Annotated in this window: 22 protein-coding genes and 1 pseudogene; 19 read left to right on the top strand and 4 right to left on the bottom strand. The window is 62.7% G+C overall.

Annotation, left to right across the window (positions count from 1 at the left end):
* Both X735_RS148380 and X735_RS148375 read right to left on the bottom strand, forming a co-directional pair.
* On the bottom strand, positions 1–648 hold the full coding sequence (locus X735_RS148380) for a thiamine phosphate synthase (RefSeq protein WP_023811838.1): 648 nt from the start codon (positions 646–648) through the stop codon (positions 1–3).
* A 132-nt stretch (positions 649–780) separates the two neighbouring features.
* Positions 781–1,686 carry a DMT family transporter gene (locus X735_RS148375; protein WP_023811839.1) on the bottom strand — a complete coding sequence of 302 codons (906 nt, stop codon included), beginning with the start codon at positions 1,684–1,686 and terminating at the stop codon, positions 781–783.
* A gap of 132 nt (positions 1,687–1,818) precedes the next feature.
* Between X735_RS148375 and X735_RS148370 the strand changes: the two genes are divergently transcribed.
* The 3 genes and pseudogenes from X735_RS148370 (at position 1,819) to X735_RS148365 (ending at position 4,014) form a co-directional block, all read left to right on the top strand.
* Positions 1,819–2,298: an Lrp/AsnC family transcriptional regulator gene (locus tag X735_RS148370; RefSeq protein ID WP_023811840.1), complete on the top strand. Its 480-nt coding sequence runs from the start codon at positions 1,819–1,821 to the stop codon at positions 2,296–2,298.
* Between the two features lie 99 nt (positions 2,299–2,397).
* Positions 2,398–3,125 (top strand): annotated as a pseudogene (locus X735_RS01000000165950) (class I SAM-dependent methyltransferase).
* 118 nt (positions 3,126–3,243) lie between these two features.
* A complete protein-coding gene (locus X735_RS148365; RefSeq protein ID WP_023811841.1) occupies positions 3,244–4,014 on the top strand; it encodes a sulfite exporter TauE/SafE family protein in 771 nt (256 codons plus the stop codon).
* Positions 4,015–4,047: 33 nt separating this feature from the next.
* Here X735_RS148365 and X735_RS148360 read toward each other — a convergent pair whose 3' ends face one another.
* Entirely contained in the window at positions 4,048–4,599 is a 552-nt protein-coding gene (locus X735_RS148360; RefSeq protein ID WP_023811842.1) for a DUF2269 family protein, read from the bottom strand.
* A 332-nt stretch (positions 4,600–4,931) separates the two neighbouring features.
* On the opposite strand from X735_RS148360, the gene X735_RS148355 reads away from it, so the two are divergent.
* The 9 genes from X735_RS148355 (at position 4,932) to ruvB (ending at position 9,989) form a co-directional block, all read left to right on the top strand.
* Complete coding sequence (locus X735_RS148355) at positions 4,932–5,312, top strand: hypothetical protein (protein WP_023811843.1); 381 nt, start codon at positions 4,932–4,934, stop codon at positions 5,310–5,312.
* 398 nt (positions 5,313–5,710) lie between these two features.
* Entirely contained in the window at positions 5,711–6,244 is a 534-nt protein-coding gene (locus X735_RS148350; protein WP_023811844.1) for a DUF1465 family protein, read from the top strand.
* Positions 6,245–6,320: 76 nt separating this feature from the next.
* Positions 6,321–6,830 (top strand): crossover junction endodeoxyribonuclease RuvC, encoded by a 510-nt coding sequence (gene ruvC / locus X735_RS148345; RefSeq protein WP_023811845.1) that lies wholly within the window; start codon positions 6,321–6,323, stop codon positions 6,828–6,830.
* A gap of 56 nt (positions 6,831–6,886) precedes the next feature.
* Positions 6,887–7,156, top strand: a complete 270-nt coding sequence (locus tag X735_RS148340; RefSeq protein ID WP_023811846.1) for an AbrB/MazE/SpoVT family DNA-binding domain-containing protein — start codon at positions 6,887–6,889, stop codon at positions 7,154–7,156.
* Positions 7,134–7,553, top strand: a complete 420-nt coding sequence (locus X735_RS148335) for a type II toxin-antitoxin system VapC family toxin (RefSeq protein ID WP_023811847.1) — start codon at positions 7,134–7,136, stop codon at positions 7,551–7,553. The genes X735_RS148340 and X735_RS148335 overlap by 23 nt, the downstream gene beginning before the upstream one ends.
* A gap of 27 nt (positions 7,554–7,580) precedes the next feature.
* Positions 7,581–8,201 (top strand): Holliday junction branch migration protein RuvA, encoded by a 621-nt coding sequence (gene ruvA / locus X735_RS148330; RefSeq protein WP_023811848.1) that lies wholly within the window; start codon positions 7,581–7,583, stop codon positions 8,199–8,201.
* Between the two features lie 68 nt (positions 8,202–8,269).
* Positions 8,270–8,554 carry an AbrB/MazE/SpoVT family DNA-binding domain-containing protein gene (locus X735_RS148325; protein ID WP_023811849.1) on the top strand — a complete coding sequence of 95 codons (285 nt, stop codon included), beginning with the start codon at positions 8,270–8,272 and terminating at the stop codon, positions 8,552–8,554.
* Positions 8,551–8,955, top strand: a complete 405-nt coding sequence (locus tag X735_RS148320; protein WP_155930581.1) for a type II toxin-antitoxin system VapC family toxin — start codon at positions 8,551–8,553, stop codon at positions 8,953–8,955. Before X735_RS148325 ends, X735_RS148320 begins: the two co-directional genes overlap by 4 nt.
* Complete coding sequence (ruvB, locus tag X735_RS148315) at positions 8,952–9,989, top strand: Holliday junction branch migration DNA helicase RuvB (protein WP_023811851.1); 1,038 nt, start codon at positions 8,952–8,954, stop codon at positions 9,987–9,989. Before X735_RS148320 ends, ruvB begins: the two co-directional genes overlap by 4 nt.
* 26 nt (positions 9,990–10,015) lie before the next feature.
* Here the strand turns inward: ruvB and X735_RS148310 are convergent, their stop codons facing one another.
* Positions 10,016–11,266, bottom strand: coding sequence for a cellulase family glycosylhydrolase (locus X735_RS148310; protein ID WP_023811852.1), 1,251 nt, complete (start codon positions 11,264–11,266; stop codon positions 10,016–10,018).
* A 57-nt stretch (positions 11,267–11,323) separates the two neighbouring features.
* On the opposite strand from X735_RS148310, the gene ybgC reads away from it, so the two are divergent.
* From ybgC to ybgF, 7 genes are all read left to right on the top strand, one after another.
* Positions 11,324–11,794: a tol-pal system-associated acyl-CoA thioesterase gene (gene ybgC, locus X735_RS148305; RefSeq protein ID WP_023811853.1), complete on the top strand. Its 471-nt coding sequence runs from the start codon at positions 11,324–11,326 to the stop codon at positions 11,792–11,794.
* 397 nt (positions 11,795–12,191) lie between these two features.
* Positions 12,192–12,902 carry a protein TolQ gene (gene tolQ / locus X735_RS148300; protein ID WP_023811854.1) on the top strand — a complete coding sequence of 237 codons (711 nt, stop codon included), beginning with the start codon at positions 12,192–12,194 and terminating at the stop codon, positions 12,900–12,902.
* Between the two features lie 10 nt (positions 12,903–12,912).
* Complete coding sequence (tolR, locus tag X735_RS148295) at positions 12,913–13,365, top strand: protein TolR (RefSeq protein WP_023811855.1); 453 nt, start codon at positions 12,913–12,915, stop codon at positions 13,363–13,365.
* A 968-nt stretch (positions 13,366–14,333) separates the two neighbouring features.
* Positions 14,334–14,618, top strand: coding sequence for an energy transducer TonB (locus X735_RS1000000169820; RefSeq protein WP_245273232.1), 285 nt, complete (start codon positions 14,334–14,336; stop codon positions 14,616–14,618).
* 43 nt (positions 14,619–14,661) lie between these two features.
* Complete coding sequence (gene tolB, locus X735_RS148290; RefSeq protein ID WP_013529148.1) at positions 14,662–15,972, top strand: Tol-Pal system beta propeller repeat protein TolB; 1,311 nt, start codon at positions 14,662–14,664, stop codon at positions 15,970–15,972.
* Positions 15,973–16,219: 247 nt separating this feature from the next.
* Positions 16,220–16,726 carry a peptidoglycan-associated lipoprotein Pal gene (gene pal, locus X735_RS148285; RefSeq protein ID WP_023811856.1) on the top strand — a complete coding sequence of 169 codons (507 nt, stop codon included), beginning with the start codon at positions 16,220–16,222 and terminating at the stop codon, positions 16,724–16,726.
* Positions 16,727–17,053: 327 nt separating this feature from the next.
* On the top strand, positions 17,054–18,163 hold the full coding sequence (ybgF, locus tag X735_RS148280) for a tol-pal system protein YbgF (RefSeq protein ID WP_023811857.1): 1,110 nt from the start codon (positions 17,054–17,056) through the stop codon (positions 18,161–18,163).
* The last annotated feature ends 33 nt before the right edge of the window (positions 18,164–18,196 follow it).

Here is an 18,196-nt window from a genome sequence, read left to right on the forward strand (position 1 = left end):
TCAGTCCTCGAAGCGTGGCGCGGTTTCGTCGAGCAGCGCGTTGGCGCTGGCGACCGCTGTCCTAGGATCGGTGCCGTCGGCGAACACGGCGCTCGACAGCGCCACGAATTCGGCACCGGTGGCGCCCACGGCTTCGACCGAGGCGATGTCGGATCCGGCCATGACGATGCACGGGATTTGGATCATATCCGCCCACCATCTGCCGAGCGACAGGTTGCGCGGGTGTGGTTCGGGCTTGTTGTCGTAGCCGAAGCGGCCGAAGAAGATGTAGTCGGGCCGTGTCTCGCCAAGCTCGAGCGCGTCGTCACGCGTCTTGGCGCCGCCGGTGCCGACCATCATCTTTGCCTGGAAGTGTTCGATCGTCTCGGCCAGCTCGGCCTTGGAGACCTCGACATGGATGCCGTCGGCCTGGACGCGGCCGGCTATGCGGGTGTCGCCGGCGATAATAACGGCCGCACCGGCGGCTTGCGCTGCCGGCACGATCTGTTCGGCGAAAGCCTGGAAGGAGGCCTCATCCATGCCGTTCTCGGGCAGGATCAGCGAAGCGACGTCGCCGCCTTCGAATGCCGCGGCGATTCGGGCCGCCGGCACGCCGGGCGGCGCGATCAGCACAATGCGACAGCGGTTGGGGGGCGTTGCGTCATTCATGGTTCTTCGGGTCCCGCGTTTCGCCTATGCCGGGCGAAGATGGTTGGATTGCGGCATAGAGCAAAGTGCCCGCTTTGAACAGGCGGGCAGCCGGGATCGCGATGTTGGCCCGCCAGACGCCGGCGGACCGCTTTACTTGATCGGGTGCGGGCTTGCGATGGGCGGTTTGCCCTTCCACAGCGTCCAGCCGAGATTCATGCCGGCGGCGGCGATCAGGATGGCGGTGGCGCCGACGATCTGGCTCAGATGCAGCCGATGGCCGAACGCGACGACATCGACCAGGATGGCGACGACGGGGTAGATGAAGGACAGCGACCCCTGCAGATGCGTCGGCAGCTTCTGGATGGCGCCGTACATCAATATGTACATGAGGCCGGTGTGGACGATGCCGAGCGTCGCCAGCATGGTCCAGCTCCACGCATCGGCCGGAAGCTGGGAAAAATTGGCGAACGGCGCCAGCATGACCACGCCGACGCAGACCTGGATCAGCGCGATCAGGTGCGGCGGCGTGCCCTTGAGCTTCTTGGTGACGATAGCGGCGACGGCCCAGAAGAAAGCCGCGCCTAATGCCATGACGATGCCGGTAAAGTAATCCGTCCCGACATCACCGGCGTCGGGAGCGGCCTCAACGATCAGCACCATGCCGGCGAAGGCGATGGCCAGCCAGGTCAGCTTGGTCAAGGTCAGCCGCTCGGCGAAGAAGAGCGCGCCGAAGCCGACCAGCATGAAGGGCTGCGTGTTGTAGACGGCGGTGGCGATCGAGATCGACGCGCGGGAGAAGGCGCTGAACAGCAAAAGCCAGTTGACGACGATGGCGACGCCACCGAGCGCGGCGATGCCGATGATGCGCAACGACAGTCGGTTGCGCAGCAGCCCCAGGGCGGTGCCGATGATGAGCAGCGTCAGCGCGCCGAACGCGCAGCGCCAGAACACCACATCCATGATCGGCTGGCCGGACAGGACGACGAACCATCCGATCGTTCCCAGGATCGCCATTGCGGCGGACATTTCGACCGTGCCACGCACTGTATCGTTCACAACAAACCTCCGTATCAGTTGAACCGTCATAATCTCATGCGGAAACGCGGCTTTCCATCCGATCAGAAAGGATGTATGAATAAGTTACCTAATTATATTAGGCGGTGGTTCCAAATCAGCGAGAAATGTAAAATGCTTGATGATCTCGACCGAAATCTCCTTGAAATCCTGGTCAAGGATGCGCGGACCTCGCTGAAGGAGCTGGCCAGCCAGGTCGGGCTGTCGTCGCCAAGCGTTTCGGAGCGGCTTCGACGGCTCGAGGAGCGCGGCGTCATCCGGGCGTTCACTGTCGAGATCGATCCGCTGGCGCTCGGCTATACCTTGCAGGCGATCGTGCGCATCCGGCCTCTGCCGGGCAAGCTGCACATCGTCCAGAAGCTGATCGAGGAAATCCCCGAATTCGGCGAATGCGACAAGGTGACGGGCGATGACTGTTTCGTCGCCCGGCTGTTCGTGCGCTCGATCGGTGATCTCGACGGGATTCTCGACCGCATCGCCGACAAGGCCGAGACCAGCACCGCCATCATCAAGGCGCAGCCGATCCGGCGGCGGCCGCCGCCGCTCGATGCAACCGCGCCTCGTGACAGGGTAAAGGCCTTGCAGGCTTCCTGAGCCAGGCTGGGCTCGGCCATGTTTTCAGAGGGCCGATCGAAGCCGGGTGGAAAGCCGGGCCGGTTGGTTAGGGTGCCGGCCAAACGAATCGAGACCGTCATGGCGCAGAATATATACGACCGGGAGGATTTCTTCGCAGGCTACAGCCAGCTCGGCCGTACGTCGAAGGTCTGGATGGCGCCGCCGAGTGGCCGGCGCTGCGCGCGATGCTGCCTGATGTCAGCGGCTCGAGAGTCGCCGATCTCGGCTGCGGATTCGGCTGGTTCTGCCGCTGGGCGCACGAGCACGGGGCGGTGCATGTGCTTGGCCTGGACCTGTCGGAAAAGATGCTTGCCCGGGCGAGAGCGGCCGGCCCGGACGCCGGCATCACCTATGAGACGGCCGACCTCGATCAGCTCAGCCTGCGGCAAGCCAGCTTCGATTTCGTCTACAGTTCGCTCGCCTTGCACTATGTCGAGGACGTGATGCGTCTGTTCAGGACCGTGCATCAGGCGCTGGCGCCCGGCGGGCATTTCGTCTTCTCGACCGAGCATCCGATTTTCATGGCGCCGACCAATCCCGGCTGGGCAATCGATGCCGAGGGCCGCAAGACATGGCCTGTCGACCAGTACCTGGTTGAAGGACCGCGCCGGACGGACTGGCTGGCCAAGGGTGTGGTGAAACATCACCGCACGATCGGCACCACGCTCAACGCTCTGATCCGGTCCGGCTTCACCATCGACCATGTCGAGGAATTCCGCCCGACCGACGCACAGATTGCGGCCAAACCCGAACTGGCTGAGGAGCTAGAGCGGCCGATGTTCCTGCTGGTCTCGGCCCGCCGATAGGCAAAGGCGCCGACAGCCAAGGGATGGGGCGGCCCTGCCGATATTTGTTGTCGCCCCGCTCGGGATTCTGGGCTATTCAAGCGTCGATACGCTTTCCCTCCAGACCAGTCCCCCTCCCATGTCCGGCCTGCTTCTCGATCCGTGGTTCTACGCGGCTGCCCTTCCGGCGGTCATTCTGGTCGGCCTGTCCAAGGGCGGCTTCGGCGGCGCCGTCGGTTTCGTCGGCGTGCCGCTGATGGCGCTGACCATGCCACCGGTGCAGGCAGCCGCCATCCTGTTGCCGATCCTGTGCTTGATGGACATCGTCTCGGTGTGGACATGGTGGGGGGTCTATGACCGCAAGATGCTGATCGACATGATGCCGGGCGCCGTCATCGGCATCGGCCTTGGCTGGCTGACGGCGGCACTGGTCACCGAAGAAGCGGTGCGGCTGATCGTCGGCGCCGTCGCCATCATTTTCGTCCTGCGCTGGCTCTATCTGCAGTTTCGCCATGGCGCCAACCACGCGGCCAAGCCCAACCGTGTCGCCGCCGCCGTCTGGGGCACGGTCGCGGGTTTCACCAGCTTCGTCGCCCATGTCGGCGGGCCGCCCTTCCAGGTCTATGCCTTGCCGATCCGGCTCGATCCGAAGGTTCTGTCGGGCACCGCCGCGATCTTCTTTGCCGCCACCAATGCGCTGAAGCTTGTGCCTTATTTCGCGCTCGGCCAGTTCGACACCGCCAATCTGACGGCATCGGCGGTGCTGATGCCGCTCGCGCCGCTGTCGACCATTGCCGGGGCCTGGCTGGTGCGCCGGATGCGGCCGGAAACCTTCTATCCCTTCACCTACGCAACCGTCGCGGTCGTGGCGCTGAAGCTGCTGTGGGATGGCATCGCAGGTCTTATGTAGATAGGCGGCTGCGCCGCCGCCCGTCATCAGGGGTCAGGCAGCGCTCGGAACCAGGCGATGGTTGCCGCCAAAGGCCAGTGTGGCGCCGATCAAGACGACCAGCACCATGCCGGCGAGGATACCGATGTCATGCACGGTCGGCTTGAGCACCATGTCGGCAATGATGACCAGCATCACCGCATAGTCGAAGCGCGCCGCGCTCATCATACGCTGGCCGATGGCAAGAACCTCTGGTGTGACGCCCTCCTTGGCGATCATTGCGCCCATGCGCTCGCCGGTCGGCTTGAAGATGAACATGCCGATCGAAAAGGTCGTGGCGTAGCCGGCCAGGCCGATGAGGATCCATAGGTCGGAGAAGCCGACCCAGAACCAGCACATGATGAGGCCGAAAATCAGCGTCAGCATCGACATCGGCGCAAAGAACCTGCCGCCCAGCTGACCGCTGGCGCGCATTGCCTGCAGTTTTTCCTCTATGTTGCCCGCCCGCTCGGCAAGCATGCCCAGCAGGAACAGCACGAAGCCGCCACCGACCCACAGAATGGCGGTAGTGACGTGGAGGAATTTGACGATCGAGTACCAGTCCATGGGTTGCTCCTGCAGTGTCCGGTCAGGTTTGCGGCAGCGCTGATTTGCGCCGGCCGTCAGAGGAGCGGGCGTTTAGCGTGGCGCCTGTTTCGGAACGATGTCGCGAAAAATCCGGCTCTGTTTCAGCCTTCCCTCAACGTACGAAGTCGCCGAGATTGTGAATGCACTATCTGATTTTCTGCTAATATACGGATGTCGGGAGGGGTTGGCGCGACATCGTCCGGATACGCTGCCGATGCTAGTGCGCCAGTGCCGGGAGCCCGGTGGCGACAACAATCGCCTGACGATCAACCCATTCCCGCAAACGGGAAAAGGCAATTCGGGGGACCATTATGCAAGGGATAGCACGGAATTTCTTCACGCTGGCCATCATCTATTCGCTGTGCGGCATGGCGCTCGGCCTGTACATGGCGATCAGCCAGGATCACGGACAGATGCCGACCCACGCCCACACGATGGTGGCCGGATGGCTGATGTCGGCGGTCTTCGCCTTCTTCTACCATTTGTTTCCGGCAATCGGGCAGAAGACGCTCGCTACCGTTCATTTCTGGCTGACCGCAATCAGCGGTATCGGCCTGCTGATCGGCCTCTATTTCCTGCTTGCCGGCAATGCCGCGATCGAACCGCTGGTGGCGGCCTCCTCGATGGGCTTCTACGCGGCCATGCTGTTGTTTGCCTTCATCGCCTTGCCCGCCGTCTGGAGGACAGCCTGAGCTAGCCTGACGTAGGAGATGCTGTGCTGTTACGGCACAGTATGGCGGCGTTCGGTCAAAAAACATCCGCGCCGTTAAGGCTTCATTAAGCTTTACAGGTGTTTACTATGTTCATCCAGTGATCTGGATTCTTACCGAGTGGTTGGAGCCACTTTGTTTGACGCCTCCCTGTTAAACTCCTGAGAGCCGCCTTATCCGCGGCTCTTTTTTTGTCTTCATTTCCCTTTTTGTCCGCATCTCGAAGGGGGCCGCCCAATGGCGGCTCGCCGTTAACCTTCTGTTAAACATGTGCTTGCCTTCGCCAGTGACGAAGCGCATTTTCAAGCTTCAGTCAGATAGGGTTCCGGGTGTATCGGCAGGGAGCCGAATCGGCCGGTTGCAAGTGCAGGGGCGTATCAATGAACGAGCCTTCGAAGGGCAGTGCGAAAACCGTCAAGCTGGCGGAGCGCCGGGTTTTCTCGCAATCCTTCAAGCCGCTTTACCAGGAAGGCATGGGCCTGGTCGAACAGGCCGCCGAATATCTCGACGGCAAGGGCCGGGCCGAGGCAAAGAAACTGTCGCGGCTGGGCGCCACGCTCTATGCGGCCGAATCGATGCGGCTGACCACCAGGCTGATGCAGGTTGCGTCCTGGCTGCTTTTGCAGCGCGCCGCCAATTCCGGCGAGATGACCCGCGACCAGGTCGCGTCGGAAAAGTCCAAGGTGCGCCTCGACACCGCTTCCGCCCATGACGAAGCCACCGGCTGGGCCGAGCTGCCCGAGGATTTCCTCGACCTCGTCACCCGCTCGCTGCGCCTGCAAGCACTGGTGCGCCGCATGGACGAGGAGATCTATGGCTCGGGCGCCTTGGTCGACATGCAACCGATGGCGCGCCGCCTCAATCCGGTTTCCGACCAGATCAGCCTGCTCAACACGGCTTTCGCTCGGGGTTAGACCTCGGTCTGTCTTCCTGTTTCCGGTTTGTTCACATTTCGCTGGCATCGCTGTGGGCCGGAGGTAAAGTCGGCAAATGGCGGAAGCGATTCGCATCATCGGTATCGATCCGGGGCTTCGGCGCACCGGCTGGGGCATCGTCGAAAGCCTCGGCAATTCGCTGCGCTTTATTGCTTCAGGCACTGTGAAGTCCGACGACAAGGCGGCGCTGGCAACGCGGCTGTGCCAGCTGCATGACGGGCTGGCGAATATCCTGCACAGCGCGATGCCGCACGAGGCGGCGGTCGAACAGACCTTCGTCAACAAGGACGCCGTGGCGACGCTGAAGCTCGGCCAGGCACGTGGCATCGCCATGCTGGTGCCGGCGCGTGCCGGTCTCGTCGTTGCCGAATATGCGCCCAACGCCGTCAAGAAGGCGGTGATCGGCGTTGGTCATGGCGACAAGAAGCAGATCCACATGATGGTGAAGGTGCTGTTGCCAAAAGCCGTCTTCGACACCGAACATGCCGCCGACGCGCTGGCCATCGCCATCTGCCACGCGCATCATCGGCAAAGCGTGGCCTACAGGATGGCGCTGGCCGGCTAGCTATGTTCTTGACTTGTTCACGTTGCAGGGATAAGTAATACCGCAGAGGTATTACCATGCGCGTGACCACCAAGGGGCAAGTTACAATCCCCAAGCCGATAAGGGACCGTCTGGGCATCGCCCCGGGCTCCGAGGTGGAGTTTGTGGCCACCGACGAGGGCGTTCGGCTGGTTGCCGTCAACGAGAACCTCTCCCAGGAAGACAAATTGCGCAGGTTCAGCGATGTCCTCGACCGGATGGAGGGGACGTTGGATCTGGGAGGCATGACCACCGATCAGTACATGGAGTGGTTGAGGGGGCCGCGTGAAGATCTCGACGTTGATTGACACAAATGTCCTGATCGACGTCTGGGGACCGGCCGGACCGCTGACAACATGGTCGGCGTCGGCGATTGCTTCCTGCCGCCGTGATGGAGCCTTGGTGGTCAACACCATCATTTGGTCCGAACTCGCGCCACTGATAGCGACGGAAACGGCGCTTCGAAAAGCAGTCGACATGCTTGAGATGGATCGCGAACTTGTACCTTGGGACGCGGCATTCCTTGCCGGCGTCACGCATTCCCGCTATCGCCGGGCCGGTGGCATCAGGGAAAGAACCTTGCCCGATTTCTTTATCGGCGCTCACGCGACCGTCGCTGGACATCGTCTTTTGACCCGCGACGCCGCGCGTTACCGCAGTTACTTCCCGGAGCTCGACATCATCTCTCCTGAGACGCACCCATGAGAGCCCATCTTCCATGAAAGGTCTGGCATGATCGGCAAGCTCAAGGGTACGCTCGACGAGGTCGACGAGGACCATTGTCTCGTCGATATCCATGGCGTCGGCTATGTCGCCTATTGCTCGGCGCGCACGCTGGCCGCGCTGCCTTCGCCCGGCGAAGCGGTGGTGCTGTTCATCGAGACCTATGTGCGCGAGGACATGCTGCGCCTCTACGGCTTCCAGTCGCAGCTCGAGCGCGAGTGGTTCCGGTTGCTGATGAACAATGTGCCGGGCGTCGGCGCCAAGGTGGCGCTGGCCATCCTGTCGACGCTGGCGCCGGCGGATCTCGCCAACGCCATTGCGCTGCGCGACATCGCCATGGTTTCGCGCGCGCCCGGCGTCGGCAAGAAAGTGGCCGAGCGCATCGTCACCGAATTGAAGAACAAGGCGCCGGCCTATGCCGGCACCGCCTCGGGCACCATCGGCCTGAAACAGGAGCTCGGCGACGGCGTGGCATCCGCGCCGATAACCGACGCGGTCTCGGCGCTGGTCAATCTTGGCTATTCGCGCGACACCGCCGCCAATGCTGTGGCGGCGGCGCTGAAGACGGCGGGCGAGGATGCCGATGCGCCGAAGCTGATCCGCTTCGGGCTGAAGGAACTGGCGCAGTGATATGGTTGTTGGAAAAGAAAATTCCAACTATCATATGATTGGTAGGAAATTTCTTAGAAAGTAAGAAAATGGGTGCTTACGCCAGTCTGACCTCGAAGGGTCAGCTTACAATTCCAAAAGATGTCCGGGATGCGCTGTCACTCAAAACGGGTGACATGATCGCCTGGACGGTCATGGATGGCTACCTGATTGGAACACCGCGCAATCTCGACTTTGCGGACCTCGCCGGATTTCTGGGCGATCCGCCCGGCGGTCCGGCGTCACTGGAGGAAATCGACCTCGCGGTGCGGGATGCAGTTGGTAGGCATGTTGTCGGAGACGGATCGCAAGGCGGACGAGAGGGCGACGAGTGACGTCGATCGGCATTGATACGAACGTTCTGCTTCGAATGGTGCTGAACGACGATGCAGAGCAACGGGCGAAAGCCCTCGCATTCGGCGAAGGCCTCAGCGACGATGCTCCCGGCTTCGTCAGCTTGATCGTGCTGGTGGAATTCAGCTGGTCGTTGATTTCGCGCTACAGACTACCGAAAGAGCAGATGCAGGCGGCAATCCAGAGACTGTTGAAGGTCAAGACACTGTTGTTCGAAGATTTCGATGCCATCGTGATTGCGCTCGAAAGATCAAATTTGCCGCAGGTAGATTTTGCCGATGCGCTGATCACCGAGCACAATCGAAATCTGGGTTGCTCGCATACAGTCACGTTCGATCAGCGGGCCGCCAAGTCCATTGCCAGTATGGAACTGCTCGCATGAGCCTGTCGCCCCGCCTGATTGCGCCGGAAAAACGCGGCGAGGATGCCGAGCAGACCTTGCGGCCGCAGACGCTCGACGATTTCGTCGGCCAGGCGGCGGTGCGGGCCAATCTCAAAGTGTTCATCGAGGCCGCCAAAGGCCGCAACGAGGCACTCGACCACGTACTGTTCGTCGGGCCACCCGGTCTGGGCAAGACGACGCTGGCGCAGATCATGGCGCGTGAGCTCGGCGTCAATTTCCGCTCGACCTCCGGCCCGGTCATCGCCAAGGCCGGCGATCTTGCCGCGCTGCTGACCAATCTCGAGGAAGGCGACGTGCTGTTCATCGACGAGATCCATCGGCTGAGCCCGGCGGTGGAGGAGATCCTCTATCCGGCGATGGAGGATTTCCAGCTCGACCTGATCATCGGCGAAGGACCGGCGGCGCGTTCGGTCAAGATCGACCTTGCCCGCTTCACGCTCGTCGCCGCCACCACGCGGCTTGGCCTGCTCACCAATCCGCTGCGCGACCGTTTCGGCATTCCGGTACGGCTCAATTTCTACACGGTCGAGGAGCTGGAGCAGATCGTGCGGCGCGGCGCGCGCATCCTGCAAATGCCGCTTGGCGACGACGGTGCGCTGGAGATCGCGCGGCGTGCGCGCGGCACGCCACGCATCGCCGGCCGGCTCTTGCGCCGTGTGCGCGATTTCGCCTCGGTGGCCGGCGACGGCCATGTCGACCGCAAGATCGCCGACGAGGCGCTCACTCGGCTGGAGGTCGATGCGCTCGGCCTCGACGCGCTCGACCGGCGGTACCTCAGCATGATCGCGCGCAATTTCGGCGGCGGGCCGGTCGGCATCGAGACGATCGCCGCCGGCCTATCCGAGCCGCGCGACGCCATCGAAGACATCATCGAGCCCTACCTGATCCAGCAGGGCTTCATCCAGCGCACGCCGCGCGGCCGCATGCTGACGGCCAATGCCTGGCGCCATCTCGGCCTCGACGCGCCGAAGGATCTGGCGCAGCAGCAGATCAACCTGTTCCAGGAAGAGTAATTTTCCAGCGCGCCGTCCGTGAGCGATCAACGCAGCCCACGGATCACGTCCAACACATCCGGTTCGGCCTTTTCGCCATTGAAGGCGTCGACGATGCCGAAGGCGCCGCCATAGCTCCACACCGACCATGAGAAGCCATGCGCTTCGGCGCGCGCGATCATGTCCCCGACATAGGCGGCCCGGTACTCGGCGGGCATCACATAGGAATTGCCATATTCCTGGCGGATCATGCCAAACTCGCCCAGCGTGATGTTTTCCGGCTTGACGCCGTTGGCCTTCGCCCATGCCTCGACTTTTTTGAACGGCGCATCCATCAAGCCGAGCAGTTTGTCGGGGCTGTCCATGCTGGCGACCTGTTCGTCGAGATAGGCAAGCAGACCGCTCTGCCGTGTCCATGGCGCCTCGGCCTTGATCCTGGCGCGGATGGTGTCGAGCGTCACCCCAAGCTGCGCCTTGGGCACCGCGGTCAACGGATAGGGCAGGCCGGTCACGTAAGGAATGAAGTCGCCGGCCCAGGTCGCGCCCTGATGGGTGAGCAGGAACGGATCATAGGAATGAAAGGTCCAGATGACGTTGTCGTCGGGGATCATCTTCGGGTCGATCTTGTCCAGCGAGCTCGCGGCGGAATAGCAGGCGCCGGTCAGCACCAGGGTCAGTTTGGTTGCCGAGGATCGCGCAGCCGCGAACAGTTTACGCTGGCGGTCCGGCCACAGGCTGGTGCCATCGCTGTCGCAATCGACGATCGGTTCATTCATAGGCTCGAAAGCCACCTGCGCGGGATCTTCGCCGGCCAGCGTGCGGGCCATCTTGCGGACCATCTCGAGATAGGCGTCGAAGGTCCGCGGGTCTTCCATCACTTGCGCCATGCCGATCTTGCGGCTGCCGCCGGCCGGGATCAGGTGCATGTCGACGACGACTTTCAGTCCGGCGCGGTTGATCATGCGCACGGAGTCCAGCACGCTGGCATAGAGGTCGTCACGCAAGGCCCCGGTCTTGTCGGACATGAAAGGCGAAGGGTCGACCGGCATGCGCAGGAAATCAAGGCCGGCATCCTTCAGTGCCTTGAGATCGTTCTCCCCAAGGAATTTGCGCCACTCCGGATAGGGCAGGATGGCCTTGGCGTCGCCCCATTGGTCTTCGCCGGGCCATGTGACCCATTGGTCGAGATTGAGGCCGCGCTTCATCGAAAAGCTCGCCGCCTGGCTGGGCCACGCCAAGGCCGCGAGCACAAGCAGCGCCGCCATCAAGGTCTTGATCATCGCCGTCAACAGTGCCATCCGATGCTGTGCCACGCGGGAAACAGGTGCCTCGTCGGGGCTGAAAAAGGAAGCGCAATGGGCGATCATGGTGAATCGGCGACGCTGCTGGCTGGGCTTTCCGGTGCGCTGACGGCGTTCGGCCACCGGCTGATGGCGCGGGTCTATTATGCCGACACGGATTTCTCCGGCGTCGTCTACCATGCGCGCTATCTCGAATTCTTCGAACGCGGCCGCTCCGACTATCTCAGGCTGACCGGCGTGCACCACACAGAGCTTGCCGACGGCAAGCATGGCGAAAGAATAGTCTGGGTGGTGCGCCGCATGGAGATCGACTTTCGCGGCCCCGCCCGTATCGACGACATCCTGACGGTCGACACCCGCACCGAGGAGATTTCCGGCGCGCGCATCTTCATGGCGCAGCAGCTCAAGCGCGGCGACGAGGTGCTGGTCGAGGCCAAGGTCGAGGCGGCGATCATCGGCGAGAATGGCCGCCCAAGGCGTTTTCCCAAGGAATGGGTGGCGGCGTTCATGCCGAGGGTGCGCTGATATTCAGGTGATGCCGGCCTGCAAACAGCAGCTTCCTGCGCTTCCGGTGCTCGCGTACGAAAAGTACGCTCCGCTCCGGTTCTCGGAATCTACCGTTTTCGGCTCGGCCTGACCTGAATCTCAGCACACCCTAGGCGCAGCCATTGAATTGATGGCCTTGCCGCGGGGCGTGGCAATGCGCCGCGCCTTATATACTAACCCATCCTTAACCATAACGGTTCATGAAGAGATTGGCGAAGATTGGCGTTATCGAACGCCTTCCTTTCACCAATATTTGCCCCGAAAAGGCCGATAACGGCACAGTTTGGGGTTGTTCCGGTAGCTTCGTGCGAACCGACCACAAGGGATGCCAGGGGCCAGCCGCCAGCTTCGCCCGGAAAATCTTAAGGACGTAACGATGGAAAATATCGCACTCGCCGATCCGGGCGCGCAATTGTCGGTTTGGTCGCTGTTCGTTTCGGCCAGTTGGGTGGTCAAGCTGGTCATGATCGGCCTGCTCTGCGCCTCGGTCTGGACCTGGGCGATCATCGTCGACAAGCTGGTTTCCTATGCCCGCATGCGGCTGGCGCTCAATCGGTTCGAACAGGTGTTCTGGTCGGGGCAGTCGCTGGAGGAGCTCTACCGCACGCTCGCCGACCGCAAGACCACCGGCATGGGCGCCATTTTCGTCGCCGCCATGCGCGAGTGGAAGAAGAGTTTCGAGAAGGGCGCCAAAACGCCGCTCGGCCTGCAGACCCGCATCGACAAGGCGATGGACCTGGCGCTGACCCGCGAGATGGAAAAGCTGGAAGGCCGCCTCGGTTTCCTCGCCACCACCGGCTCGGCGGCACCCTTCATCGGCCTGTTCGGCACCGTCATCGGCATCATGACCTCGTTCCAGGCGATCGCCGGCTCCAAGAACACCAGTCTCGCGGTGGTTGCGCCCGGCATTGCCGAAGCGTTGCTGGCGACGGCCATCGGCCTGCTCGCCGCCATTCCGGCCGTCATCGCCTACAACAAGCTGTCGTCCGACGCGAGCAAGATAGCCGTGCGCATGGAAGGGTTCTCCGACGAGTTCTCCGCCATACTCTCGCGCCAAATCGATGAAAAAGTGGCCCCCAAGGCCTGAGGAGTAGCAGATGGGTATGTCCATGGGCATGGGAGGACGCGGCGGACGCGGCCACAGGCGGCGCGGCCGTCACCATGCACTGATGTCCGAGATCAACGTCACGCCGATGGTCGACGTGATGCTGGTGCTGCTGATCATCTTCATGGTCGCCGCACCAATGCTGACGGTCGGCGTGCCGATCGACCTGCCGGATACGCAGGCCAAGGCGATGAATGCCGACACGCAGCCGATCACCGTCTCGATCAACGCCGCCGGCCAGATCTATCTCCAGGAAACCGAGATCCCGATCGAGGAGCTGGTAGCCAAGCTGCAGGCGATCTCGAAGACCGGCTATGAGGAGCGCATCTTCATCCGCGGCGACAAGTCCACCGACTATGGCACGGCGATGAAGGTGATGGCCCGCATTTCGGCCGCTGGCTACAAGAACATCGGGCTGGTTTCACTGCAGGAACAGGACCAATAGACGCGCGATGAAGACCGGCCTCACCACATCGGTGATCTTGCATACGGCGGCGCTGACCTTCGGCCTGTTCACGCTGACGGCGCCGGCCGCGCTTCCGTCGTCCGACGTCGAGTCGGTCGCGGTCGATATCGTGCCGATGGAAGCCATCGCGCAGACGTTGCAGGGCGACAAGAAGGCCGTGATGCATGAAAAGCCGGCACCCGTGCCGACGCAGCGCCCGGACATCGTTCCGGATGCGCAGAAGGTGGGCGAGAACAGCGTCGACACGGACAAGCCGATAACGCCGGAAGCCAAGCCCAAGCCCGTCGACATGACCTCGGCTCCGCCGCCCGCGCCGACCCCGATCGAAAAGCCGAAGCCCGAGGACGTGCCGAAGCCGCAGGAGAAGCCCAAGCCAGATCGGAAGAGCACACGTCTGAACTCCNACCCCGATCGAAAAGCCGAAGCCCGAGGACGTGCCGAAGCCGCAGGAGAAGCCCAAGCCCACCCCGGCAACGGAAGTGGCGCCGGCGCCGACGCCCAAGGAAGAGGTCAAGCCCGAGCCGGTCAAGCAGCCCGACCCCAAGCCGACACCGGCCAAGCCGGCGCCAACCCCGCCGCCGCAGGACAAGACCGCCGCCATCGATCCGACACCCGAGGTCAAGCCCGACGCCGTCGCTGAAGCCATAGCGCAGGAGCCCCCCGCCGAGGCGACGCAGCTGCCCGACTCGGCGCCCGCGCCGGAGGCACGGCCGAAGCCGCAGCCGGCGCAGGCCGAAAGCGCCAAGGCGCCGGAGCGCAAGAACGCCGACAAGCCGGTCAAGGAAGCGTCGTCGAAGCCGAAGTCCGATGACAAGCAATTCAACGCCGACGAGATCTCCGCGCTGCTCGACAAGCAGAAGCCATCCGGCGGCGGCGCCAAGCGCTCGACCCAGCAGGCATCGCTCGGCGGCGACAAGGATCAGGGCCAGAAGCTTTCCAGGTCCGAAATGGGCGCCCTGGAAAGCCAGCTTGGCGGCTGCTGGACCCTTCCCGCGGGCCTGGAAGGTTCCGAGAACTTCGTCGTCGTGGTGCGGTTCAACCTGGATGGTTCCGGCAAGCTGGACGGGCGCCCGGCGGTCGAAAAGTCGAGCGGAAATCGCCAGTTCGACGAAAGTGCCGTTCGTGCGGTGCAAAAATGCGATGTCACCGGCCTGCAAGTTCCCGCCGGCAAGCAGGACATCTGGGCCGACGTCCGCGTCACCTTCGATCCAAGGGAGATGCTGGGCCTCTAAGGCGGCCCGCGTATCCGAAAATCAGTACGAGAAGCGAGAAGACATGAAATCAATCCTCAAGCCGCTCCTGATGGTCGCAGCAATGGCGATGGGCATGACCGCGGCAGGCACGTTGCCGGCGCTGGCGCTCGTCGAGCTCAACGTCAACAAGGGCAATGTCGAGCCGCTGCCGATCGCCATCACGGATTTCCAGGGCGGCGACGCGCTTGGGGCGCAGATTTCGCAGATCGTCACCGCCGATTTGAAGCGTTCGGGTCTGTTCGCTCCGATCGACAAGAGCGCCTTTATCGAGAAGATCACCAACCCCGATGCAGCCCCGCGCTTCGACGACTGGAAGGTGATCAACGCGCAGGCGCTGGTCACCGGCAGCGTCAGCAAGGAAGCCGACGGCCGCATCCGCGCCCAGTACCGGTTGTGGGATACCTTTGCCGGCCAGCAGATGGCCGGCGAGCAGTTCTTCGCCAACGACGCCAATCAGCGGCGGGTCGCACACATCATCGCCGACGCCATCTATGAGCGGCTGACCGGCGAAAAAGGCTATTTCGACACCCGCGTCGTCTTCATCGACGAATCGGGCGCCAAGAATGCGCGCAAGAAGCGCCTTGCGATCATGGACCAGGACGGCGCCAATGTGCGCTATCTCTCGGACGGCAGGTCGATCGTGCTGACGCCGCGTTTCTCGCCGAACCGGCAGGAAATCACCTACATGTCCTATGAAAGCGGCCAGCCGCGGGTCTACCTGCTGCAGATCGAGACCGGCCAGCGCGAACTGGTCGGCAATTTCCCCGGCATGACCTTTGCGCCGCGCTTTTCGCCCGACGGCCAGAAGGTGATCATGAGCTTGCTGCGCGACGACGGCAATTCCAACATCTTCGCCATGGACCTGCGCAGCCGCTCGACGACGAGGCTGACCAACTCGACCGCCATCGACACCTCGCCGTCCTATTCGCCCGACGGCAGCAAGGTGGTGTTCACCTCCGACCGTGGCGGCCGCGCGCAGATCTACGTGATGGGCGCCGACGGCTCGGGCCAGACCCGCATTTCCTTTGGCGACGGCGTCTATTCGACACCGGTCTGGTCGCCGCGCGGCGACCTGATCGCCTTCACCAAGCAGACCGGCGGCGAATTCCAGATCGGCGTCATGAAGACCGACGGTTCGGGCGAGCGCATCCTGTCCTCCGGCTTCCAGCAGGAGGGACCGACCTGGGCGCCGAATGGCCGCGTGCTGATGTTCTTCCGCGATTCCGCCGGTGGCCCCAAACTGGTTTCGGTCGATCTTACCGGACGCAACGAGCAATCGATCCCGACGGCGAACTTCGCTTCGGACCCGGCCTGGTCGCCGCTGCTGGAGTAAGTTCGGCTGAATTGCCACAGATGCTGAAAAGGGGCCGTTTCGGCCCCTTTCCATGCCTTGGTCGCGTTTTGGCCGCATTTCCGCCTAGGGTCCGCGCCAACTGTGGCTCATGGCCAAACGGCTGCGGACGGGCAGCTTAAACCAAAATTAACCGTGTTTCTTGAATGCCGGTTAACCCAAACGTGGTTACTGGGTGATCAACGAAATCACTCAAATTAGATCACTCGAAATACGAAGGAGAGGCGGCATGGGCCGTATCGCAGCACTTACCAGAAACCCGGTCATGATCGCGCTGGTGGCGATGCTCGCCATCGCAGGTTGCGCCTCGAAGAAGACGCCGAACAGCGCTCAGGATCTTGGCCTTAACGGCGCCGGCGCGGCGACACCCGGATCGGCGCAGGACTTCACCGTCAACATCGGCGACCGCATCTTCTTCGATACGGACTCGACCTCGATCCGTGCCGACGCGCAGACGACGCTCTCGCGCCAGGCGCAGTGGCTGAACCAGTACAAGCAGTATGCCATCGTCGTCGAAGGTCATGCCGACGAACGCGGAACGCGCGAATACAATCTGGCGCTCGGCGCCCGCCGCGCCGCCGCCACCCGCGACTTCCTCGTTGCCAAGGGCGTTTCGGCCAGCCGTCTCAAGACCATTTCCTACGGCAAGGAACGTCCGGTCGCGGTGTGCGACGACATCTCCTGCTGGTCGCAGAATCGCCGCGCCGTCACCACGCTCTCCGGCGCCGGCTCCTGATGAGTAAGACGGCGGCGCGCCTTCTTCTTCCGCAATTCCGGACGGAAAACCGTTTCACACTTTTCCTGGAATTGCNTTCAGACGTGTGCTCTTCCGATCTTAGGCATCACGCAGCCGACCGGCGCGTCAAAGAACGCGCGGCCGTCTAGCGGTAAAAATGCAACATACCTGTGCGAAAGGCGGCCCTGGGGCCGCCTTTTTCATATCCGGATGCTCGAAACAAAATTTGGCCGAAGTCTCGGCTCCTGCTATGAGCCGAGGGCGCTTGGCCGGTCCCATTCTGATTGGAAGGCGCGAACAAGCTAACGAAATCACTGCGAGAGGCACATGCATTTGAGATCGGTTCTGAGCGGCACGCTTGCGCTACTGCTCCTATCAGGCGTCACCGCCTTGGCTAGCGGCACCGGGGCGAGCGGCACAGGGCAATCAACCGACAGCGGCTTTACCTTCCATCTTCCCAGTATCGAATTGCCGGGCTTTTTTGGTCAAAAGAAGAAACCGGACCAGGTTCAGCTGGTGCAGTCCGATCCTGCCGCTGTCACCAGCCTGGAAGAGCAGCTGCGGCAGATGAACGGCAAGATCGAGGAACTCAATTTCCAGGTCCTGCAGATGCAGGAGCAGATTCGCAAGCAGCAGGAAGATAATGAATTCCGCTTCCAGCAGCTGGAAGGTGGCGGCACGCAAGGCGGGCAGCCGCCGGCGCAGAAGAAATCGGACGCCACCACCGGCACCGACAACGACGTGGCGGCGGCCCCGGCAATCCGGGCGCCGGCTGGAGCCGGCGCCGCGCCCGCCAACGATCAATCGGCAGGCGGCAAGACGGTCGAGGACGTCATCGTCGAATCTCCCGACGGCGACCCCGGCAAGGTTATTCCCGGTACGGGAGCGCCGGAAAAGAATTTCGGCACCATCACCGTCGACAAGAATGGCAATGTCATCGATGCCGGCGGCAACACACAATCGACCGCGCCGGCGCAGGACACCGCGCCAGTCGCCGGGGCGGCGCCCAAGGCCGGCAAGTCCGACACGGTAGTCGCGGCGTTGCCCGCCACCAACAACCCGGAGGAGCTTTACCGCAACTCATACCAGTTCATCCTCTCGGGCGACTACGGCACCGCCGAGCAGGGTTTTCGCGACCACATCGCCCGCTTCCCCAGGGATGCGAAGGCGGCGGACGCGCATTACTGGTTGGGCGAGTCATTGCTCGGCCAGCAGAAATACCGCGACGCGGCCGAGACGTTCCTTGCCGCCAGCAAGGACTACCCCAAGGCCAAGAAAGCTCCCGACATGTTGCTGAAGCTCGGCGTGTCGCTGGTCGGCCTCAAGCAGCACGACGTTGCCTGCGCCACTTTCAGCGAGGTCGGCAAGCGCTACCCCGATATTTCCAGCGCGCTCAAGGAACGCGTCAAGCAGGAGAAGGCTCTGGCTGCCTGCTGATCCTTGTCCTACATGTCGTTGTCCTGAAACCGG

Source organism: Mesorhizobium sp. L2C084A000, assembly GCF_000502875.1.
GTDB lineage: Bacteria > Pseudomonadota > Alphaproteobacteria > Rhizobiales > Rhizobiaceae > Mesorhizobium.